The sequence below is a fragment of the Streptomyces sp. NBC_00038 genome, from assembly GCF_026343635.1.
Lineage (GTDB): Bacteria > Actinomycetota > Actinomycetes > Streptomycetales > Streptomycetaceae > Streptomyces.
In genome coordinates, this window is the sequence record NZ_JAPELQ010000001.1 from 4,236,739 (window position 1) to 4,257,876 (window position 21,138).

A 21,138-nucleotide genomic window follows, 5' to 3' on the forward strand; every position below is an offset into this window, starting at 1 on the left:
ACCGCTCCGGCACGGGTAGGGCACTGGTCAGGAACTTTTACGGGCAGAGCCGACCAATCAAGATCACTTGAGGGTGGGTGGCGGGCGTGTTGTCAGTGGCAGGTGCGAGGATGCCTCCAGTACTGGCCGACGTGCCCGTGTGCGGTGGGGGAATCTGCGGTGGGGGGACACCAGCGCAGCCTCTCCTCGTCGCGGACACACGCGCGGAAGGGACCGCTGACGGCGATGCAGATCCGGCTGACCGTCGTAGACCCGCTGGGCCCGCCCTCGGAGCCGCGGGGGCGAGCCGCGGTCTGCGATGTGCTCGTCACCGCCCCCGCCGGGACGGCGCTGGCAGCGGTGGCCTCGGCACTTGCCTCGGCGGTCGGGGGGAGTGACAGCCAGGTCGTGCTGTACGCGGGCGCCGAGCGCCTCGACGCCCAGCGCTGCACCGTGGGCGAGCCACCGCTGACGGACGGCGCCGTGCTGTCCCTGGGTTCCCCCGCGGAGCCCGGTCCCGACGTGGACGAGGTCGCCGCCCAGCTCCAGGTGATCGCGGGCCCCGACGCGGGCGGCGTCCACCTGCTGCACGGCGGCCAGATCCGCATCGGCCGCTCCGCCGACGCGGACGTACCGCTGGACGACCCCGACGTCTCCCGCCTGCACTGCGCGGTCACGGTCACCCCCGAGGGCCGCGTCTCGGTCGCCGACCTCGGCTCCACGAACGGCACGACGCTCAACGGCACCCGTGTGGGCACCCGCCCGGTCCGCTTCGCCCCGGGGGCGCTCCTGCGCGTCGGCGAGTCGGCCCTGAGGCTGGCTCCGCCCGGGGTCACGGGGTCCGTGGGGACGACACCGGACGGCGAGGGGCACGTCCGGGTGACGGTCCACGGCGATACGCGGGATGCCAGCGCTCACGCCGACGGCGCCGAACGCACCCGCCCCGCACCGACGGCGAACGTGCCCCACGCGCGCGTGGGCGGAGCCTCCCAGGCCCGGACGTCGACCTCGGCCACCGGGGCGGCCGGAGACAGCGCGCTCCCGCCCGAGGGAGACACACATCACGGCTACGGATCGGCCGAGTGGGGTGCCGCGGGCGGCGTCCCGGCGGCACAGGACCACGGTCCGGTCGTACCGGAACAGGGCGGCGCGCCCCGGATCGAGACCAGGGGACCCTCCAGACCCTCCAGTGCGACCGCGGCCCCCCGCGACACCGGCAGCGCCCCAGGCGACCCGACCGCTGCCGACGACGCTTCCACCACAGGCACTTCCAGCACAGGCACTTCCAGCACAGGCACTTCCAGCACAGGCACTTCCACGTCAGGCGCTTCTGCCACGAGCGCTTCTGCCACGGGCACACGAAAGGGCACCCCTCCTCGGGGTACGGACGTGCCGTCGGGCGTACGCAAACGGAGCGGACTCGGCGCATGGGCCCGGCGCCTGACCGGCGGGCGCGCGGAGCCGCAGGGAGCCGGGCAGGACCCGTACGACGACGGGGAAGCCGCCGCGGAGGAGGACCCCCCACCGGTGACGCGGTCACCGGAGAGCTGGCCCGACCCCGCGGCCCTGCTGCTCACCGCGCTGGGTCCGGGACCGAGGCTGTGGGAACGCGGCCCGGGGCACCCGGAGGCACTGACGGTACGACTGGGTACGGCGGACCGGGCGGCACCCGACGGTTCCGGCCTGCTGCCCGCCGTGCCGGTCACCGCCGACCTGCGCGAGGCCGGCGCACTGGGCCTCGCCGGACCGCGGGAACGCCTCACGGGGCTGGCCCGCGCGGTCGTGGCGCAGCTCGCCGCGCTGCACTCGCCCGACGCGCTGGAGATCGTCCTGATCAGCACGGACCGTTCCCGCACGGTGGAGGAACGCACCGCCGAGTGGTCCTGGCTCGGCTGGCTCCCCCACCTGCGCCCCACCCACGGCCAGGACTGCCGCCTCCTTGTCGCGTACGACCGCGAACAGGCCACGGCCCGCACCGAGGAACTCCTCCGCCGACTGGAGGACCACCCGCAGACGCCGGGCGCTCCCCGTGAAGGCGAAGGCCGCGGCGGAGCCCGACGGCCCTCGTGGGCCCGGGCCGAAGACCCCGCGGACGGCGCCTTCGACGGGCCGTACACGGTCGTCGTCGTGGACGGCGACCCCGGCGGAGCCGACGTACGCGAGTCCGTGGCACGGCTGGCACACGAGGGTTCACGGGCCGGCATCCATGTCATCTGCCTCGCCGAGACGGCATCGGCATCACCCGCGTCCCCTGTGAGGGACACGTACGAGGCGGCGTGCGAGACGTCACCGGCGTTCCGCGAGTGCGGGGCGGTCGCGCTGCTCAGCGGGGATGTGGCCACGGCGCTGCGGTTGCTGCGGGTGGCGCAGGGCGCCCCTGAAGGCCCTGAGGCCACGCACTCCGCTGCCGGGCACTCCGAGTCGACCCGTCCCGGATCCACGAACAGCGGGCCCACACGCGGCGAACCGTCCCAAGACGGCTCGGCACGCACCGTCCGCAACAACGACGGATCCCCACACGCACCCACGCACGGCAACTCGGCGCCCGCCGAATCCACATCCACGCACGCCGGATCCTTCCGCCCCACCCCCGCACACCTCAATTCTTCTCACCCCCCTCACCACACCCACTCCCCCGGACACATGCCCCGTGGCCCCGTGGGCCGTGGCACCGTCGCCGCGGTCGACGCGGTGTCGGTGGCGTGGGCGGAGCGTTTCGCGCGGGCGTTGGCTCCTTTGCGTACGGATGGTGCGCAAGGGGAGCGGCATACGCGGGTGTCCGTGCCGTTGCCTCATGTGGCGCGGCTCCTTGACGAGTTGGGGCTGGCGCGGGCCACCCCGGCGTCGCTGATGGCACGTTGGGCGGACGCGGGCGACGACGCGGAGGCGCTGGGCGGGCGCGGCTGGGCCGTGCTCGGTGCCGGGCCGCGTGGGCCGGTCTGCGTGGACCTAGCGGCCGAGGGCCCGCATCTGCTGATCGAGGGCCCGTCGGGCAGCGGCCGTACGGAACTGCTGCGCTCCATCGCCGCGTCCCTCGCCGCCGCGGAGCGCCCGGACCGGCTGGGGATCGTCCTGATAGACGGCCGGGACGGCACCGGGGGCAATGGCGAGGGGCTGCGCGTCTGTACGGACCTCCCTCATGTCACCACGCACCTGGCCGCCAACGACCCCGTACGGATGCGGGAGTTCGCCCAGTCCCTGAGCGCCGAACTGAAGCGGCGGTCGGAGTTGCTCGGCCGGCTCGACTTCACGGAGTGGCACACCCGGCGCGAGGTGTCGGGGCGGATGGTCACGCAGCGGTCGGCGGGTGGAGGGTCCTCCGGCGCGGGGGATCTCGATGCGCCGCCCAGTTCGACGTTGCGGCTGCGGCCGGCAGCCGCGCGGGAGCGTACGGAGCCGGGGCCGCCGCTCGCCCGGCTCGTCGTGGTCGTCGACGATCTGGACGCGCTGCTCTCCCCCGCGCTGGGGTCGCTGGGGCGGCCTTCGGCCGGGTCGGTCGTACGGGCGCTGGAGGCGGTTGCCCGTGAAGGGGAGCGGCTCGGGGTGCATCTCGTGGCGGCCGCCGGGGTGGAGGGGCGTACCGCGGATTCCGAACTCGCCCGTGCCGCGGCGATCCGGGTCACGCTGGACGCGGTGTCGCCGACACAGGGGCCGGACGAACCCTCTCCCGGGCGGGGTCACCTACTCGCCCCCGACGGACGGGTCACGCCCTTCCAGGCCGGGCGGGTCACGGGCCGTATCCCCCGCACAGCCACCCTCCGCCCCACGGTCGTCCCCCTGGAGTGGCACCGCATGGGCGACCCCCCGGCCCGCCGCCCCGTCCGAGAACTCGGCAACGGCCCCACAGACCTGGCCCTCCTGGCCAGCGCCCTGGAACGAGCCGCCCGCTCCGTATCCGCCACCGAGGTCCCCTCCCTCCTCTAACCCCCCGGCACCGGTGCCAACGCCATTTCCTTTCGCCCCCTCCGCCCCTACCCAACCCGTACCTGGGGGCTCCGCCCCCAGACCCCCAATCGCCCAAAGGGCTCGTCCTCAAACGCCGGACGGGCTGATGGTGCCTACCCGGGCCGAAGAGCGGAGCCCCCACGGGTGGGTGGGGATCGGGACGGCATCACCTCGTCCTCAGACGGCGGACGGGCCGGATATGCCTCCCTGAGGCTGAAGGATGCGGCCACCATGGTCGGGTGGGGATCGGGAAGGCATCGCCCCGTCCTCGGACGGCGGACGGGCTGGATGGTGCGCCCACTGGTGGGCGGGGGATCGACCCGGCACCGAACCCGTCGAAGACCCACCGGCCGGGACCCGTAAGGGAAGCACCGCAGCCGCCGCAAGCCGAGACGGCCCGCAGCCACTCCACCGGCGCAAGGGGGCGTGCCGGTACGTCCAAAGCCCGTCGCGTACGCCCGCGTCACCGGACGCTCCCCTCCTCGCCCAACGTCTGATCCGGCGGCGACGGGCGGACGTACCGGCACGCCCCCGACCCACCACCCGGCACAAGGCGCCCCCGCCAGAACACGTCACGACGCGGTCACGATCGCTACCTTGACAGCGTCGGCGCTCTTGCCGCCCTCGCAGACACGGGCGTAGACCAGACCGCACGGGACAGCGCCGGACGTTCGACGAGGAACGATGAACGGGGCAAAGATGCGCAGCAGGATTCGTACACGCAGGTCGCCCATGAGCTCGACACACCACAGGTCACGCAGAGCCGCACAAGCCACCGCGGCCGCGGTCATCGCAGGCGCCCTCACACTCACCGCATGCGGCGGCGACAGCGACGACAACACGGGCGGCACGGACAGCAGCAGCCCGGCAGAAAGCACCGTGAAACTCCCCAAGCTGGACGGGCAGACCCTCGAAGTCGCGGCGGTCTGGACCGGCCCGGAGCAGGCCAACTTCACCAAGGTCCTCGACGAGTTCGAGAAGCGCACCGGCGCCACGGTCAACTTCGTGCCGACCGGCAACAACACCTCCACATTCCTCGGTACCAAGATCGAGGGCGGCAAGCCCCCGGACGTCGCGTTCCTCCCCCAGGTCGGCGTCCTGCACCAGTTCGCCGACAAGGGCTGGCTGAAGGACATCGGCACGGACGCCCAGGCCCAACTGGACAAGAACTTCTCAGCGGGCTGGAAGGACCTGGGCGCGTACGAGGGCAAGCAGTACGGCATCTACGTGAAGGCCGCCAACAAGTCCCTGGTCTGGTACAACACCGCGGCCTTCGAAGCGGCCGGCATCACCGAAACCCCCACCACCTGGAAGGATTTCATCGCCACCGCGCAGACACTCTCCGACGCCGGCTCCCCCGCCGTCTCCATCGGCGGAGCCGACGGCTGGACCCTCACCGACTGGTTCGAGAACGTGTACCTCTCCCAGGCGGGCCCGGAGAAGTACGACCAGCTGGCCGCCCACGAGATCAAGTGGACGGACCCCTCCGTCAAGGCCGCGCTCACCACGCTCGCCGAGCTGTGGGGCAAGGACGACCTGATCGCGGGCGGCCGCTCGGGCGCGCTGCAGACGGAGTTCCCGAAGTCGGTGACGCAGACGTTCTCGGGTGACACCCCGGCGGGGATGGTCTTCGAGGGCGACTTCGTGACGGCGAACATCAACGCGGACACGAAGGCGAAGGTCGGCACGGACGCGAAGGTCTTCCCGTTCCCGGCGGTCGGCGACCAGGCCCCGGTGGTCAGTGGCGGCGACGTCGCCGTGGCGCTGAAGGACGGAGCGGGCGCCCAGGCGCTGATGACCTTCCTCGCCTCGACGGACGCGGCCGAGATCTGGGCGGCACAGGGCGGCTTCCTCTCCCCCAACAAGGAGATGGACCAGGCCAGTTACAAGGACGATGTCACCCGGGACATCGCCAAGGCCCTGCTCGCCGCGGGTGACGACTTCCGCTTCGACATGTCCGACCAGGCCCCGGCGGCCTTCGGTGGCACGCAGGGTGTCGGCGAGTGGAAGGACCTGCAGGACTTCCTGAAGAACCCATCGGACGTGGCGGGCGCCCAGAGCAAACTCGAGGCCGACGCCGCCAAGGCGTACAAGAGCAGCTGACGGCGCGCGGGATGTCGTCTTCGACAGCGAAGGCGGGCGGCACCGGCGATCTGCCGGTGCCCTCCGTCGGAAGAACGCGCAAGAGCGTGACCGGTACGAGGCTGTGGGTGGCGGTGCTGTTTCTGCTGCCCGCCCTCGTCCTGCTCGGTTCGCTCGTGGTCTACCCGATCGGGTACTCGGTCTGGCGCAGCCTCTACGACGCCGCCGGTTCGGGCTTCGTAGGCCTGGACAACTACATCGACATCTTCACCACCGACTCGACACTGACCGCAGTGAAGAACACCGCGATCTGGGTCGCCGTCGCCCCGGCACTGGTCACGGTGCTCGGCCTGATCTTCGCCGTGCTGACCGAACGGGTCCGCTGGGGTACGGCCTTCAAGCTGATCATCTTCATGCCGATGGCGATCTCGATGCTGGCCGCGGGCATCATCTTCCGGCTGGTGTACGAGCAGGACCCGGAGCAGGGCGTGGCCAACGCGATCGTGACGTCCGTGCACGACGCGTTCGTCGACTCCTCCGTCTATCCGAAGGCGAGGCCGAACGCCCAGGTGAGCGACCTGAAGGCGTCCGGCGGCGGTTCCTTCACAAGCACGGGAACCCTCCAGGCGGGCTCGCCGGCCCTGCTGCCGCTGGTCGGCATCGCACCGAACAAGCTCCCCGGCACCCCCGAGGACGCGAAAACAGCGACCGGCGAGGGCATCACCGGCACCGTCTGGCTGGACTTCAAGCTCGGCGGAGGCGGCGAGAAGGGCAGGATCGACCCGGGCGAGAAGGCGCTGAAGGGCGTGAAGGTCGAGGCCGTGAAGGACGGGAAGACAGTCGCCTCCGCCACCAGCGGCGCCGACGGCACCTTCACCCTCCCCGCAGCGGCCGACGGAGCCCAAATCCGCCTACCCGGCTCGAACTTCGCAGCGCCATACAACGGCATCGACTGGCTGGGCCCGACCCTCGTGACACCGGCCATCATCGGCAGCTACGTCTGGATGTGGGCGGGCTTCGCGATGGTCCTGATCGCCGCGGGTCTCGCCGGGGTCGACCGCAACCTCCTCGAAGCGGCAAGAGTCGACGGCGCGAACGAGTGGCAGGTGTTCAGACGGGTCACCGTTCCCCTCCTCGCACCGGTCCTGATCGTCGTCCTGGTCACGCTGATGATCAACGTGATGAAGATCTTCGACCTGATCTACATCATCGCGCCGCAGCCCAGTCAGGACGACGCCAACGTCCTTGCCCTGCAGCTGTTCCAGTCCTCCTTCGGCGGCGGCGGCAACTACGGCGTGGGCAGCGCGATCGGCGTCATCCTGCTGCTGCTCGTGCTGCCGATGATGTACGTCAATCTCCGCCGTCTCAGGAAGGAGCGCCAGCGGTGACCGCACTCGACACGTCCGTACGCGCCAAGCGCTCCCTCGCCGCCCGGGTGGCGAGCGGCGCGGCTGGCGGCGCGCTGCGCGTCTTCCTGTTCCTGGTCGCGCTGTTCTGGCTGGTGCCCGCCTTCGGCCTGCTGGTCTCGTCGTTCCGCGACCCGACCGACATCGCCGCGTCGGGCTGGTGGAAGGTCTTCTCGGCCCCCGCCCAGCTGACCACCAACAGCTACCAGTCGCTCCTGGAGAACGACGACGTCACCAGCGCCCTGTTCAACACCATCTGGATCACGGTCCCGGCGACCCTGCTGGTCGTCATCATCGGCGCGATGGCCGGGTACGCCTTCGCGTGGATGGATTTCAAGGGCCGCGACTGGTGGTTCATGGCGGTGGTGGCGCTGCTCGTCGTACCCGTGCAGGTGGCGCTGATCCCGCTCTCCAACCTCTTCGGGAAGATCGGGATCTTCGGCGACATCATCGGTGTCGTCCTCTTCCATGTGGGCTTCGGACTCCCCTTCGCGATCTTCCTCCTGCGCAACTTCTTCGCGGAGATCCCGCGTGAACTCCTGGAGGCGGCACGTCTGGACGGCGCGGGAGAGGCGCGGCTCTTCGCGACCGTCGTCCTTCCGCTGGGCGCGCCCGCGATCGCGTCCCTGGGGATCTTCCAGTTCCTGTGGGTGTGGAACGACATGCTGGTCGCCCTGGTGTTCTCGGACTCGAACTCGCAGCCGCTGACGGTGGCCCTGCAGCAGCAGGTGCGGCAGTTCGGCAGCAACATCGAGATCCTGGCGCCCGGCGCCTTCATCTCGATGGTGATCCCGCTGGCCGTGTTCTTCGCGTTCCAGCGGCAGTTCGTGTCCGGGGTGATGGCGGGCGCGGTGAAGTAGCGGCAGACGCACCGATGAAGTGGCGGCGGACGCACAGAGTTGCGGCACCCGGAATTCCCCCGGATGCCGCAACTCGCGTAACCAGGTGACCCCTTCGGCCGTTCCCGGGCAGTCTGCCCGCGCCGACCCATGGATGTGCCTTGCCCAGGTTCAGTGTCATCGTCCCCGCGTACAAGGTTCAGGCGTACTTGAACGAATGCCTCGAATCGGTCCTCGGACAGTCCTACCCTGACCTCGAACTGATCGCGGTGGACGACTGCTCGCCGGACGCCTGCGGCGCGCTCATCGACGAGTTCGCGGCCCGCGACGCCCGCGTACGCCCCGTCCACCTGGCGGAGAACGCGGGCCCGGGCCGCGCCCGCAACGCGGGCCTCGCACTGGCGAGTGGCGACTACCTGATCTTCCTGGACGGCGACGACACCCTCACCCCGGACGCGCTGCGCGCCATCGCCGACCGCCTGAAGGAGACCTCCGAACCGGACGTCCTGGTCCATGACTTCGCGCGCACGTACTGGTCGGGCGAGGCCGTCCGCGACCAGTCGGCGCAGCAGCTGACGGAGGAAGGCCCGGCCCCCTTCCGGCTGGACGACCGGCCGGGGCTGCTCACGGCCCTGCCGGTCGTGTGGAACAAGGCGTACCGCCGGGAGTTCGTCGAGCGCGCGGGCTTCACCTTCCCGACCGGCTGCCACGAGGCCACGCCCTGGACGTATCCGGTGCTGATGTCCGCGGAGACGATCGCCACCCTCGACCGGGTCTGCGTCCACCACCGCCGACGCCGGACCAGCGGCCTCACCACGAACACCACAAGGGCCACCAGGCACTTCGACATCTTCGAGCAGTACGACCGTGTCTTCGCGTATCTCGACTCGCACCCGGAGCTGGCCCACTGGCGGCCGGTCCTGTTCCGCCGCATGGTCGACCACGTCTCCACGGTGTTCGTCGAGCGCGGCCGGCTGCCGCGTGTCTCCCGCGCCGACTTCCTGCGCAAGTCCCGTGACCACTACCGCCGTTACCGCACCCCGGGCGCCAAGGTCCGCATCCGCACCCGCCTGCGGCACGCCCTGGTCCGCCTCGGCACCCACCGCACCTACCGTCTCCTCTCCCTGGCGTCGAGCCTCAACAAGCGGGCCCTGAAGCTCGGTTCGAAGCTGCTCCACCGGGCACGCGGCGCCGCCCTGCGACTCCACTACCGCGTGCAGCGCCGCCTCCCGCTGCGCGCCGACCGTGCCGTCTTCTCCAGCCACCGGGGCCGCGGCCACGGCTGCAACCCGGGCGCCCTGGAGTCCGCGTTCCGCACCTTCGCGCCGCACATCCGCACCACGTGGATCGCCCGCCCCGAGCACCACCACACGATCCCCACCTCGACACGCAGGGTCCGCCCCGGTTCGGCCGCGTACTGGACGGCGCTCGCCCGCTCCAAGTACCTCGTGAACAACGTCGACTTCGACGGCGGACTGGTGAAGCGCCCCGGCCAGATCATGGTCCAGACCCAGCACGGCACCCCGCTCAAGCACATGGGCCTCGACCTCCAGGACCGCCCGGCGGCGGCCCGCGACACCGACTTCGCCGAGCTGTTGCGCGGCGCCGACGACTGGGACTACTGCCTGTCCGCCAACCGCCACTCCACCCTGATCTGGGAGCGCGTGTTCCCGTCCTCGTACACGACGCTGGAGTACGGCCTTCCGCGCAACGACGTGTTCCAGCAGGCGACTTCGGCGGACGTGGCCCGGCTTCGCGAGTCGCTCGGCATCCCCGAGGGCACTGTCGCCGTCCTGTACGCGCCGACGTACCGCGACTACCGCCGCACCCAGCGCCACACCCTGGACCTGGAGCGCGTCCTGCGCCGACTCGGCCCGCGCTTCGTGGTGCTGACCCGCGCGCACCACTCGTACGACGCCCCTCTCACGCACGCCTCGGGCGGCCGCCTGATCGACGTCTCCGACCACCCGAGCGTCGAGTCCCTGTGTCTCGCCTCGGACGCGCTGGTCACCGACTACTCGTCCCTGATGTTCGACTACGCCAACCTCGACCGCCCGATCGTCGTCCACGCCGACGACTGGGAGGCGTACGAGGCGGCCCGCGGCACCTACTTCGACCTGCGCGCCTTCCCGCCGGGCGCGGTCGCGCGCAGCGAGGACGAGCTGATCGACATCTTCGCGACCGGGCACTGGCGCGGCTCGCGCTCGACGCAGCTGCGGGCCGCGTTCCGGGAGCGCTTCTGCCCGTACGACGACGGGCGCGCCGCCGAGCGGGTCGTACGCCGGGTCGTGCTGGGCGAGAGCGGGACGCCGGTCGTGCCGCTGTCCGAACGGCACCCCGTCCCGTCGGCCGCCGCGGCCCTCCAGCTCGCGCCCCTCGCCACCGTGCCGGGACCCGCCGGGCCGGTGCCCATGCCCGTCCCCGTCTCCGTCTCCGTCTCCGTCTCCGTCTCCGAGACCCTCTGAACCGGAACGCCCATGTCCTCCAGCAGGCCCACACCCAATCGCCCGGTCACCTGGCGGCCGGCCGGGCGCCCGGGGCGATGAAAGCCCACCTCGGCGCCCGCTCCCGGAGCCGCCGAGCACACCCAATGAGGTGACGGACCGCTGAGCAGGGCGGATGAAGTCCGCTGCGGTTCGCCGGCGCCCTGAACGGGCGCGGGGAACCGCGCGACCAGCCACGACGGTGCCGCAGACGATCGACGGCACCCTCCGGCACTTCCAGCGGAGCGCTTAGGCGGCCGACGCGCGCGGGAATACACGACAAATGCCCCAAGCCTCCGCCCAGCCCCGTTCCTCCACCCGGTGAGCGCCGACCTCGTCCTGCGAGGGGCCGTGCGCGGCGCCACCGCACTGCGCGGCGGTGCCTCCTGGCGCCCGACCCCGTACCAGGTGTTCGGCGGCCTGTTCTGGCTGGTGATGCCGCTCGCGTACTGGCGCGTCCCGCTGTGCTGCGACGCGGGCCAGCACGCGGCGGTCGTCGAACGGCTCAGGGCGAGTCTCCTCCACCCTCTCCACCCGACGGCGGACCTGCCCGGCGCGGGCAGCCCGTACTACTCGCCGTACGCCGTCGCGCAGGGAGCCTTCGCCCGGCTCACGGGCCTGGGCGGCTGGGAGGTCGTACGGCTGTCGGGACCGCTGAACCTGCTGGTCCTGCTGACCGGCATCGGCCGCTTCGTCCGCGTCCTGGCACCGCGCAGGGCCTGGGCGCCCGTGCTCGCACTCGCCGCGATGACGCTCCTGTGGGGCACCGAGCGCGTCTCGTGGAGCGGCTTCCTCGGGCTGATGCCCATGACGGGGAACCTCGGCGACCCCTCGACGTTCGCCGTCGGACTGGCCTTCTGGGCCTGGGCGTTGACGGGTACGCGCGCGGGAAGAGGCAGTTGCGGGGGCAGCCGTGCGATCCGGTACGTCGGCCCGAGCGGACTCGGGAGCTTCTCCGGGTACGCCGGGCTGGGCGCCCTGTACGGGCTGATCCTGCTGGTGCACCCGGTCACGTTCGTCGCGGCGGTGCTCGGCGCGGTGGCGTTCGTCGTGGGATGGGAACGCGGGTGGCGGGCGGCCGTGGTGGGGCGGTGGGCGCTGGCGGGCGGGACGGCACTGCTGGTGGCGTACTGCTGGCCGTACTTCGATGTCTTCGCGACGGCCGGGAACGACGGCGTGCACGCGCTGTACGAGGGAATGCCGGGCCACTTCTGGCTGGCGCTCGCCGGAGTGCCCGCGCTGTGGCTGCGGGCGCGGAGGTCGAGACGGGATCCGCTCGTGCTCATGTTCGCGCTGGAGTGCGCCGCGGTGGCGTACGGCTGGGTTAGCGGGCACTACGTGTACGGCGGGATCCTGGGGCTCACGCTGGTGGCGCCGCAGTTCGCGCTCGCGGTGGAGCTGGCGGCGCCGCCACCCTGGCCTGCGTGGCGGCGCGGGCTCGGGGCGGTGGCGGCCGCGGGGGCCTGCGTCGGTTTCCTCACCGTGCAGGCCGGGGCGGTCGTGCCGCGCTCGCTCGACCCGGTCGGCTTCGAACAGCCGCCGCGCTGGCCGACGTACGCATGGGCGGCGCGGCACATCGGACCCGGCGAGGCGGTCATCGCGGACGGGTACTACGCGGTCCGTCTGATCCCGGGCCACGGCGTGGACCTCGCCGCGCCCGCCCTGCCGGATCCCGCCCTCGACGAGCGGGAACGGCAGCGGCGGCTCGCGGCGGTCCGCACCTACCTCGCCCCGTCGTCGACCCGCGCCGGGCGCACCGCCGTGGTCCGCCGCTACCACGTGCACTGGCTGCTGCTGACGCGCACGCAGCGGGTGCCCGAGGAGGCGGTGGTGGTGGCGTGGAGCGAGGAGACGGGCGAGGTGCTGGCGCGGGTCGGGCGCTGAGGTGTCCGGTGACTACTCGATGACGAGGTCGACGGGGATGTTGCCGCGGGTCGCGTTGGAGTAGGGGCAGACCTGGTGGGCCTGCTCGACCAGCTTGCGGCCGGTGGCCTCGTCCACGGACTCGGGCAGCTCTATGCGGAGCGTGACCTTCAGGGCGAAGCCCTCGCCCTGCTTGCCGATGCCGACCTCGCCGGTCACCGCGGCCTCGCTGACGTCGACCTTCGCCATGCGGCCGACGACGGCGAGGGCGCTGGCGAAACAGGCGGCGTAACCGGCGGCGAAGAGCTGCTCGGGGTTGGTCCCCTGGCCACTGCCGCCCATCTCCACCGGAATGCCGAGCTGGAGGTCGAGCTTGCCGTCGGAGCTGACGGCGCGGCCGTCGCGGCCGTGGGTGGCGGTGGCGACAGCGGTGTAGATCGCGTCCATGGGGAGCGTCCCTCTCGAGTCAAGGTCTTGCCGGAGCGGCCGGTCCGGCCGCCTCACGGACTCAATTAGAGCACGCAATTCAATTGTGCACAACTAAATGGCGGACTTGGGCTATCCTTGACCCATGACCGCCATGCCGACCCCGGCGACTCCGAGCCCGGGGGCCACGCCCGACGGGGGCTTCCTGCTCCTCGACAACCAGATCTGCTTCTCCCTGAACGCCGCGTCGCGCGCCTTCGGCGGCGTGTACCGCGTGCTCCTCAAGGACCTCGGGCTCACCTACCCGCAGTACCTGGTGATGCTGGTGCTGTGGGAGCACGGCGAGCTGCCGGTGAAGAAGGTCGGTGAACATCTCCGGCTCGACTCCGGGACGCTGTCGCCGCTGCTGAAGCGGCTGGAGACGGCGGGGCTCGTACGGCGTGAGCGCAGCGCCCTCGACGAGCGTTCCGTGCGGGTTCAGCTCACCGAGGAGGGCGTCGCTCTGCGCGAGCGCGCGCTGCTCGTGCCGCGGCGGATCGCTGCGGCGACGGGGGCGAGTTTTGAGGAGATCCGTGAGCTTCGGGAGCGTCTTGACCGCCTGACGGCGGCGCTGGACGAGGCCGCGCTGGATTAGACGCCGGGCTGCGCCCGAGCTTCGCAAGGGGCGGTTCGAAGCCGCGGGCCGGTGGGGGCTGATCGCGCAGTTCCCCGCGCCCCTTACGGGGCGCTTCTGTGCGCGTTCAGCCGAAGAGTCACCCCTACGGGGCGCCTCTGTGCGCGTAAACCGGTGCGTCACCCCCTCCTGGGGCGCTCCTGCGCACGTACAGCCGAAGCGTCACCCCCTTCCGGGCCACCTCCTCCCGAGGCACGAACTCCTCGCCGACCACGGCGAGTTTGAGCCGCTCGGTGGCGCTCCCCGGATACCAGGCGGGCCGCAGCGCGAACGGCTCGGCGACCACCCACACCCGGTCGAGGCGGTCGAGGCGCCGTCGCAGTTCGCCCGGGTCCGTCTCCTGCCCGTACAGGGTTCCGGACATCGGCCCGGGCTCCCTGAGCGCGATGTCCCGCACCCCGCGGAAGCCGTTCGGGTACGCCAGCGCGGAGCGCCGTACGAGCGAGGGCAGGAACAGCACCGGGTCCCCGGGCCGCAGTTCGCGCCCGGCGACGGCAGAGACGGCGGCGAGGTTGTCGGGGCGGCGGTCGGGAGTGCGGTCCTGCCGGAGCAGGGGGAACTGCCAGACGAAGGCCAGGGCGATGGCGAGGACGCCGGTGAGGCCGCCGATGGCCAACCGCGGCACCATCGCCACCAGGCGTTCCGCCCCGGCCGCGGCCAGCAGCGGCGCCCCGGCGAGGGCGTACAGCACATAGCGCTCGTCGTACAGCGGCCAGAAGCGGGACACCGTCATCAGCACCGCGGGCGGGACGACCATCAGGGGCAGGGCGACCGCCCGGAGCGCCAGCTCGCCCCGCCGCGCGAGCGGGAGCCGCAGGGCCAGTGCGACGAGGACCAGGTACGGCACGAGAACCAGCTGCCTCGGGCCCGCGAAGGCCAGCAGCAGGCGGTCCGCGCTTCCGACCCCGGGCACCGGCAGCCACGCGACCTGCGCGGACTGGCCCTTCGAGACGAGGGCGAGCGGCAGCAGCACCAGCACCGCGGCGCCGGCCGCGCACCCCCAGCCCCACCACATCCGCCGGGGCACCCGCGCGAGCGCCAGGGTCGTCGCGTGCGCGAGCAGCACCAGCACCGCGAACTCGTGCAGCAGGCAGGTGACGGCGACCGTCCCGCCGTACGCCCACCAGCCTCCCGTGCGCGCCGCCCTCACCAGAAGCAGCGTCGCCGCCGCCACCCCGGCCGCGACCAGCGCGTACGACCGGCCCTCCTGCGCGAAGTGCCCGGTCATGGGCGTGACGGCGTACAGCAGGCCGGCCCACAGGCCGACCCGCGGGCGGCACAGGCGGACGCCGAGGGCGGCGACGAGGCCCGCGGTCGCGGCGGCCCCGCAGACCGACGGGAGCCGGAGGGCGACCTCGCCGGGGTGCGGGGCGAGGACGACGTGCATGAGGAGGTAGTACAGGCCGTGCACCGCGTCCACGCTGTGCAGCAGCTGCCAGATCTGCGGAACCGAGCGCCGCGCGACCTGGAAGGTGACGGCCTCGTCCCGCCACATGCCGCCGCGGTCGAGGCCCCAGAGCCCGATCGCGAGCATGACGGTCACGGGCATGAGCACGGCCACGGCTTCGGTGCGTCCCACCTCCGACCGCCTTGCCCACGAGCTCACCATGAGCAAGATCTTGTGCGATTAAACAACCTTTGAAGGGCATTGACGGCGTATCAACACTTTTACCCCATCCGTGCGGCTTACGATCCGGCCTTGATGAGCACCTCGACGAAACACCACCGCCCGCTCCTCCTGGCCGCCGCCTGGCTCGCCACCCGCGCCCTGATGCTGTGGCTGCTCGCCCACGACCACCTCCGCCCGCTCGGCCACGGCGGGGTCTCGCGCGAGGTCGGCAACCTGTACTTCCGCTGGTACGGCGTGCTCTCCCACGGCTCCTTCCCGACGGACGACCGGCTGTGGCAGTACCCGCCGGGCGCGGGCCCGGTGCTGCTCGCCCCCGCGCTGCTGCCGGCCCTGACGTACTTCACCGCCTTCGTGACGCTGACCCTCCTAACGGACGCCGCGATCACGATCGCCCTCACGCGCGCGGGCACCCGCCCCGGCCGGACTCTGCGCGGCGCGGCCCTGTGGACGGCGGCGCTTCCCCTCCTCATGCACCTCCCGCTCGTTCGCTACGACGTGCAGGTCACGGCCTTCGCCGTCATCTCCCTGTTGACGTTGTCGCGCTCTACGCGCGCGTGCGGGGCGTTCGCCGCGCTGGGCGCTCTGGTGAAGGTCTGGCCCGCGCTGGTGCTCATCGGCACACCGAGGGGCCGTACGACACGAGGGGCCTGGACGTCGGCGGTGGTCACGGCGGCAGCCATGCTCACGCTGCTGACGGCCGCCTTCGGCAACCCCTTCGGCTTCCTGCGCCAGCAGGGCGGCCGGGGTGTGCAGATCGAGTCGCTCGGCGGCACGGTCCTCGGCTTCGCGCGCCACGCCGGGTGGCCGGGCAGCGTGCGCTACCAGTACGGCGCGATGGAGTTCGTCGGCCCGTACGTCCCCGCCGTCGCGGCCGTCTCGCTCGCCCTCACCGTCGGCGCCTTCGGGCTGTTGCTGCTGTGGCGGGTGCGCGCACGGCACTGGACGGCGGCGACTCCGTACGACGCCGCCCTCGCCGCCGTACTGCTCTTCACGGTGACCAGCCGGGTGATCAGCCCCCAGTACATGGTGTGGCTGCTCGGCCTGGCCGCCGTGTGCCTGACCTCGCGGCACACCACGCAGCGCCCGGTGGCGGCGCTGATCGTGGCGGCGACGGCGGTCAGCTCCGTCGTGTACCCCGTCATGTACGAGGAGGTCGTCCACAGCACGTGGACGGGCTGCCTGCTGATGCTCCTGCGCAACGGCCTGCTGGCGTCCGCGGCGGCGCTGTCCTTCACACGGCTGTGTCGGTCGGGCCTACCACCCGTGACGGAGTCGGCGCAGTCGAACGTTCCGGCCCGGAACCCGGAGCCCCTTCGCCTGATTCACTGAGACGCGACCGAACGACACGGGCGGGACCACCGGTTCACGGGCCCACCCAGCTCACCCAGCTCACCCAGCTCACCCACGAGGGGACTGCCGCACATGACCTGGCTGATCACCGGCGGCGCCGGCTACATCGGGGCGCACGTCGTCCGCGCGATGCTCGACGCGGGCGAACAGGCCGTGGTCTACGACGACTTGTCCACCGGGATCGAGGAGCGGGTGCCCTCCGGTGTCCCGCTGGTGGTCGGCTCGACCCTGGACGCCGAACTCCTGGCCCGCACGCTCGATGAACACTCCGTCACCGGCGTCGTACACCTGGCGGCGAAGAAGCAGGTCGGCGAGTCGGTGGAACTGCCCCTGCACTACTACCGGGAGAACGTCGAGGGCCTGCGGGTACTGCTGGAGGCGGTGACCGCCGCGTCGGTCCCGTCCTTCGTCTTCTCGTCGTCGGCCGCGGTGTACGGCATGCCGGATGTGGACCTGGTGACGGAGGAGACGCCGTGCGTGCCGATGAGCCCGTACGGCGAGACGAAGCTGGCGGGTGAGTGGCTGGTCCGTGCGACGGGCCACGCCACCGGCCTGTCCACCGCGTCGCTGCGCTACTTCAACGTGGCGGGAGCGGCGACGCCCGGACTCGCGGACGTCGGCGTCTTCAACCTCGTCCCCATGGTCTTCGAGAAGCTCACCGAGGACGCACCGCCGCGCATCTTCGGCGACGACTACCCGACCCCCGACGGGACCTGCGTCCGCGACTACATCCACGTGGTGGACCTGGCCGAGGCGCATGTGATCGCGGCCCGCGCCCTGCAGTCGTCCCCGGGCAGGGACCTGACTCTCAACATCGGCCGCGGGGAAGGCGTTTCGGTCCGCGAGATGATCGACCACATCAACGCGATCACCCACTACGACCGACCTCCCGTGACCGCTCCCCGCCGCCCCGGCGACCCGGCCCGCGTGGTGGCCTCGGCCGACCGCATCGCCGTGGAACTGGGCTGGAAGGCGAAGTACGACGTCCAGGACATGATCACTTCGGCGTGGGCGGGGTGGGTGCGGCTGCATCCGGAGGCGGCGCGGGACTAGACGCTGACCGCCAGGTCGGCCAGCCGGGGGAAGGTGACGCCGGTCAGCTCCTCGGAGGCTGCCCAGAGGCGGACGGCGGACTCCGGGTCGCTGGCCGCGGCCGACCGGCCGACGAGCGCCGGTCCGCCGCGCATCTCGGCGAAGCCGTCCGGTCCGACGTAGCTGGCGCCGGGCAGATCCTGCGTGGCGGCGTACAGCGTGGGCAGGGCGCCGGCCGTGTTGTCCTGAGCGATGAAGCGGTTGCCCACCGCCATGAAGGCGCGCCGCACGGCGCTTCCGTCATGGCTCTGGAGCTGGGTGGCGGCCCAGCCGGGGTGCGCGGCGAGAGCCCGTACGGACGATCCCTCGGCGGCCAGCCGGCTCTGCAGCTCCAGGGTGAAGAGCAGGTTGGCGAGCTTGGACTGGCTGTAGGCGGCCGTGGCTGAGTACTCGCCGGTCAGGTTCAGATTGTCGAAGCGCATCTGAACGTTGCCGGGCATCTTGTGGGCACCGGACGACACGGTGACCACGCGGTCCCTGACGTACGGCAGCAGCAGGTTGGTCAGGGCGAAGTGCCCCAGGTGGTTCGTCCCGAACTGCATCTCGAAGCCGTCCACGGTACTGGCCTCGGGGATGTTCATGACGCCGGCATTGTTGACCAGCAGGTCCAGGTCGCCGTGCCAGGACTCGGCGAACTCCCGCACCGAGGCGAGGTCCGCGAGGTCGAGGCGGCGCACCTCGACGGTGCCCTTGGCGCCCTGGACGGTGCGGGCGGCGGCCTCGCCACGCTTCACGTCCCGTACGGCGAGTACGACGTGCGCGCCCGCACGGGCCAGAGCGTCGACGGTGGCGATACCGAGCCCGCTGTTGGCGCCGGTCACGACGGCGGTACGGCCGGTCTGGTCGACGATGTCGCTTGCGTTCCACTTCTGCTTGGTAGCCATGACCCCGAATGTAGGCGTCGACAACAATGCTGTCAACGCCAACAATACTGCTGCTGCCAACAATGATGCCAATGCCAACAATGCTGACGCCGACAACAATGTAGCCAGCGTTCACATGGCCATTACACTGAGGGCCATGCAGACTCGCCAGACACGCCGCTACCACCACGGCGACCTTCGCGCCGCCCTGCTGACCCGCGCCGAGGAGACGCTCAGGGAGAAGGGCCCCGCCGCCCTGTCCCTGCGCGAACTGGCCCGCGACCTGGGCGTCAGCCACGCCGCGCCGAGCCGCCACTTCAAGGACAAGCAGGCGCTCCTCGACGCGCTGGCCCTGGTCGGTTTCGAGCGCCTCGGCGAGACGCTGGCCGCATCACAGGAGACGGCGGACGAGACCTTCGCCGACCGCCTCGGCGCCCTCGCCCGCTCCTACGTCGGCTTCGCCACCGCCAACGCGGAACTCCTCGACCTCATGTTCTCGATCAAGCACGACCCGGAGGCCTCCGCGGCCCTGGTCGCCGCCTCCCGGAACATGGGCGAACTGGCCACCCGCCTCATCGAGGAGGGCCAGCACCGCGGCGAGGTCCGCAAGGGCCCCATCGAAAGCATCGCCGTCCCCCTCTTCACCACCCTCCACGGCTACGCCAGCATCGCCGTAAGCGGCACACACCCCACCGCGACACCGGACACCGACCTGGAGAACGTGATCGCCTTCACCCTCAGGGGAAGCGCCCCGGACGCTCCCGGGCCGGGCGAGCACCCCCGTACGCTCCCCCAATGACCTTCGCCCGTGACTCCCGCGCCACCGGCGCAGTGCTCGGCTCCGCGGTGGGCGACGCCCTCGGCGCCCCCTTCGAGTTCGGCCCCGAAGGGGCGTTCACGGCACGTTTCCCCACCCCCGGTCACGGCGGGGAGATGTGCGGAGGCGGGGGCTGGGAGCCGGGCGAGGCCACGGACGACACGCAGATGGCCGTACTGGTCGGTGAGTCGCTCCTCGATCACGACGGCCTCGAACTCCCGGACATCTTCCGCAGGTTCCAGCGATGGGCGGCAGCGGACCCCAAGGACATAGGCCTGCAGACGGAGGCGGTCCTCACCAGCGGAGACCCTTGGGACCTGGCCGCGCCGATCCACTTCCAGGAGAACCAACGAGCCGCAGGCAACGGTTCGTTGATGCGGGCGGCAACCTCCGCCGTGTACTTCGCCCCGCAGGGCCGGACCGCCACCATGGCCGCCGCCCGCAGCATCGCCGCCCTCACCCACGGCGACCGGGCGGCCTGGGAAGGCACCGCGCTCCTCCACGAACTGGTCCGGGTGGCACTCGACGGCCACGACCCCCTCACCGCGATCCCGGAAACCCTCACCGCCGTCCACCCCGACCACCGCGCCCGCTACGCCATCGTCCTCGCCCCCGACTGGCACCCCGATCAGGCCACCGAGTTCAACGGCGCGGTATGGCCGTGCCTGGGCTCCGCCGTATGGTCCCTGCGGACGACCAACTCCTACGAGGAGGCCGTGCGCGCGGCGATCGACCTCGGCGGTGACACGGACACCGTCGCGGCCGTGACGGGCACCCTGGCCGGAGCCGTACACGGCGCGGAAGCCATTCCGCCCCGATGGACCGAGCCCCTTCACGTACCCCTGCCGGGCTCCGGCGGGCGAACACTGCGAGCACCGGAACTCACCGACCTTGCAAGCCGGTTGGCGGCCTCCCGACAGGAACACCCCCCAAAGCCTTGAGCGAACAGCCCACACAGCCCTGTCCGCCCTCCCTAGCGTCGACGGCATGGGATCCGAGACGAGCACAGGCACAGGCACCACGACGACAGCGACGTACGACGAACACGCCGACTGGTACAACGAGTTCATGTCGCCCGGCACGGCCGGTGAGTACATCCAGCGGGTGCACGGCACGCTCGAGGAGCTGCTGGGTCCTGGTGAGGGGACGTGTCTGGACGTCTGTTGCGGGACGGGGGCTCACGCGCCTGTGCTGGGTGGGCTGGGGTGGGCGCCGGTGGGTGTGGATCTGTCGGGTGGGCAACTCCGGTATGCGGTGGGCAGGTTGCCCGTGGTGAGGGCGGACGCGACGGCGCTTCCGTTCGCGGACGCCTCGCTGCCCGCCGCCGCCTGCGTGCTGGCTCATACGGACGTGCCCGACTACGCGGCCGTGCTGCGGGAGATCGCCCGCGTCCTGCGCCCCGGCGGCCGGTTCGCGCATCTGGGCGTGCACCCCTGCTACATCGGCGCGTTCGCCGACTGGAGCGACCTGCCGAGGATCGTCGTCGACGAGCGGTACGCCGACCGCTCCCGCTCCTTCGACGCGTGGAACCCCGCGGGGGTCCGCGCCCGCGTCGGCGCCTGGCACCTCCCGCTCGCCGACCTCCTCAACGCCACCACGGCGGCCGGCCTGCGCCTGGTGCGCACCGCCGAGACAGGCCCCGGCGGCATCCCGGACCTCTTCGGCTTCCTCGCCGTGAAGCCCTGACCCA

At 71.7% G+C, this 21,138-nt stretch carries 16 protein-coding genes; 12 read left to right on the forward strand and 4 right to left on the reverse strand.

Going from position 1 to position 21,138, the window contains the following annotated elements; genetic code table 11:
- The first annotated feature begins 225 nt into the window (after window positions 1-225).
- Complete coding sequence (locus OG219_RS19225; protein ID WP_266836146.1) at window positions 226-3,903, forward strand: FHA domain-containing protein; 3,678 nt, start codon at window positions 226-228, stop codon at window positions 3,901-3,903.
- Window positions 3,904-4,496: 593 nt separating this feature from the next.
- Here the strand turns inward: OG219_RS19225 and OG219_RS19230 are convergent.
- On the reverse strand, window positions 4,497-4,658 hold the full coding sequence (locus OG219_RS19230; protein ID WP_266828145.1) for a hypothetical protein: 162 nt from the start codon (window positions 4,656-4,658) through the stop codon (window positions 4,497-4,499).
- On the opposite strand from OG219_RS19230, the gene OG219_RS19235 reads away from it, so the two are divergent.
- From OG219_RS19235 to OG219_RS19255, 5 genes are all read left to right on the forward strand, one after another.
- Window positions 4,657-6,027: an ABC transporter substrate-binding protein gene (locus OG219_RS19235; RefSeq protein WP_266828146.1), complete on the forward strand. Its 1,371-nt coding sequence runs from the start codon at window positions 4,657-4,659 to the stop codon at window positions 6,025-6,027. The genes OG219_RS19230 and OG219_RS19235 overlap by 2 nt on opposite strands.
- A gap of 11 nt (window positions 6,028-6,038) precedes the next feature.
- Window positions 6,039-7,394, forward strand: a complete 1,356-nt coding sequence (locus OG219_RS19240; protein ID WP_266828147.1) for a carbohydrate ABC transporter permease — start codon at window positions 6,039-6,041, stop codon at window positions 7,392-7,394.
- The gene (locus OG219_RS19245; RefSeq protein WP_266828148.1) at window positions 7,391-8,272 is read left to right on the forward strand and encodes a carbohydrate ABC transporter permease; all 882 of its coding nucleotides are present in this window, start codon (window positions 7,391-7,393) and stop codon (window positions 8,270-8,272) included. The genes OG219_RS19240 and OG219_RS19245 overlap by 4 nt, the downstream gene beginning before the upstream one ends.
- 140 nt (window positions 8,273-8,412) lie before the next feature.
- Window positions 8,413-10,716: a bifunctional glycosyltransferase family 2 protein/CDP-glycerol:glycerophosphate glycerophosphotransferase gene (locus tag OG219_RS19250; RefSeq protein ID WP_266828149.1), complete on the forward strand. Its 2,304-nt coding sequence runs from the start codon at window positions 8,413-8,415 to the stop codon at window positions 10,714-10,716.
- A gap of 339 nt (window positions 10,717-11,055) precedes the next feature.
- On the forward strand, window positions 11,056-12,618 hold the full coding sequence (locus tag OG219_RS19255) for a hypothetical protein (RefSeq protein ID WP_266828150.1): 1,563 nt from the start codon (window positions 11,056-11,058) through the stop codon (window positions 12,616-12,618).
- A gap of 12 nt (window positions 12,619-12,630) precedes the next feature.
- Here OG219_RS19255 and OG219_RS19260 read toward each other — a convergent pair whose 3' ends face one another.
- On the reverse strand, window positions 12,631-13,044 hold the full coding sequence (locus OG219_RS19260) for an organic hydroperoxide resistance protein (RefSeq protein ID WP_266828151.1): 414 nt from the start codon (window positions 13,042-13,044) through the stop codon (window positions 12,631-12,633).
- A gap of 124 nt (window positions 13,045-13,168) precedes the next feature.
- On the opposite strand from OG219_RS19260, the gene OG219_RS19265 reads away from it, so the two are divergent.
- Window positions 13,169-13,657 (forward strand): MarR family winged helix-turn-helix transcriptional regulator, encoded by a 489-nt coding sequence (locus OG219_RS19265; protein WP_266828152.1) that lies wholly within the window; start codon window positions 13,169-13,171, stop codon window positions 13,655-13,657.
- A gap of 124 nt (window positions 13,658-13,781) precedes the next feature.
- Here OG219_RS19265 and OG219_RS19270 read toward each other — a convergent pair whose 3' ends face one another.
- Window positions 13,782-15,275 carry a glycosyltransferase family 39 protein gene (locus OG219_RS19270; protein WP_323183285.1) on the reverse strand — a complete coding sequence of 498 codons (1,494 nt, stop codon included), beginning with the start codon at window positions 15,273-15,275 and terminating at the stop codon, window positions 13,782-13,784.
- Between the two features lie 123 nt (window positions 15,276-15,398).
- Between OG219_RS19270 and OG219_RS19275 the strand changes: the two genes are divergently transcribed.
- Window positions 15,399-16,655 carry a glycosyltransferase family 87 protein gene (locus tag OG219_RS19275; protein WP_266828153.1) on the forward strand — a complete coding sequence of 419 codons (1,257 nt, stop codon included), beginning with the start codon at window positions 15,399-15,401 and terminating at the stop codon, window positions 16,653-16,655.
- Window positions 16,656-16,748: 93 nt separating this feature from the next.
- Complete coding sequence (galE, locus tag OG219_RS19280; protein ID WP_266828154.1) at window positions 16,749-17,729, forward strand: UDP-glucose 4-epimerase GalE; 981 nt, start codon at window positions 16,749-16,751, stop codon at window positions 17,727-17,729.
- On the opposite strand, the gene OG219_RS19285 is transcribed toward galE, so the two are convergent.
- The gene (locus OG219_RS19285; protein ID WP_266828155.1) at window positions 17,726-18,652 is read right to left on the reverse strand and encodes an oxidoreductase; all 927 of its coding nucleotides are present in this window, start codon (window positions 18,650-18,652) and stop codon (window positions 17,726-17,728) included. The genes galE and OG219_RS19285 overlap by 4 nt on opposite strands.
- Window positions 18,653-18,788: 136 nt before the next feature.
- Here OG219_RS19285 and OG219_RS19290 point away from each other — a divergent pair, with 136 nt between their 5' ends.
- Genes OG219_RS19290 through OG219_RS19300 form a run of 3 tightly spaced genes read left to right on the forward strand, consistent with a single transcriptional unit; the run spans window position 18,789 to window position 21,134 of the window.
- Window positions 18,789-19,430 carry a TetR/AcrR family transcriptional regulator gene (locus OG219_RS19290; RefSeq protein WP_266828156.1) on the forward strand — a complete coding sequence of 214 codons (642 nt, stop codon included), beginning with the start codon at window positions 18,789-18,791 and terminating at the stop codon, window positions 19,428-19,430.
- Window positions 19,427-20,389, forward strand: a complete 963-nt coding sequence (locus OG219_RS19295) for an ADP-ribosylglycohydrolase family protein (RefSeq protein ID WP_266828157.1) — start codon at window positions 19,427-19,429, stop codon at window positions 20,387-20,389. The genes OG219_RS19290 and OG219_RS19295 overlap by 4 nt, the downstream gene beginning before the upstream one ends.
- Window positions 20,390-20,435: 46 nt before the next feature.
- Window positions 20,436-21,134, forward strand: coding sequence for a class I SAM-dependent methyltransferase (locus OG219_RS19300; protein WP_266828158.1), 699 nt, complete (start codon window positions 20,436-20,438; stop codon window positions 21,132-21,134).
- Window positions 21,135-21,138: the final 4 nt, after the last annotated feature.

Excerpts from the sequence above, each read along its gene's own strand:
- OG219_RS19275 (WP_266828153.1), top strand. The coding sequence starts at position 15,399 with ATGAGCACCTCGACGAAACACCACCGCCCGCTCCTCCTGGCCGCCGCC.
- OG219_RS19260 (WP_266828151.1), bottom strand. The coding sequence starts at position 13,044 with ATGGACGCGATCTACACCGCTGTCGCCACCGCCACCCACGGCCGCGAC.
- OG219_RS19265 (WP_266828152.1), top strand. The coding sequence starts at position 13,169 with ATGACCGCCATGCCGACCCCGGCGACTCCGAGCCCGGGGGCCACGCCC.
- OG219_RS19225 (WP_266836146.1), top strand. The coding sequence starts at position 226 with ATGCAGATCCGGCTGACCGTCGTAGACCCGCTGGGCCCGCCCTCGGAG.
- OG219_RS19235 (WP_266828146.1), top strand. The coding sequence starts at position 4,657 with ATGAGCTCGACACACCACAGGTCACGCAGAGCCGCACAAGCCACCGCG.
- OG219_RS19230 (WP_266828145.1), bottom strand. The coding sequence starts at position 4,658 with ATGGGCGACCTGCGTGTACGAATCCTGCTGCGCATCTTTGCCCCGTTC.
- OG219_RS19290 (WP_266828156.1), top strand. The coding sequence starts at position 18,789 with ATGCAGACTCGCCAGACACGCCGCTACCACCACGGCGACCTTCGCGCC.
- OG219_RS19295 (WP_266828157.1), top strand. The coding sequence starts at position 19,427 with ATGACCTTCGCCCGTGACTCCCGCGCCACCGGCGCAGTGCTCGGCTCC.
- OG219_RS19240 (WP_266828147.1), top strand. The coding sequence starts at position 6,039 with ATGTCGTCTTCGACAGCGAAGGCGGGCGGCACCGGCGATCTGCCGGTG.
- OG219_RS19285 (WP_266828155.1), bottom strand. The coding sequence starts at position 18,652 with ATGGCTACCAAGCAGAAGTGGAACGCAAGCGACATCGTCGACCAGACC.
- galE (WP_266828154.1), top strand. The coding sequence starts at position 16,749 with ATGACCTGGCTGATCACCGGCGGCGCCGGCTACATCGGGGCGCACGTC.
- OG219_RS19300 (WP_266828158.1), top strand. The coding sequence starts at position 20,436 with ATGGGATCCGAGACGAGCACAGGCACAGGCACCACGACGACAGCGACG.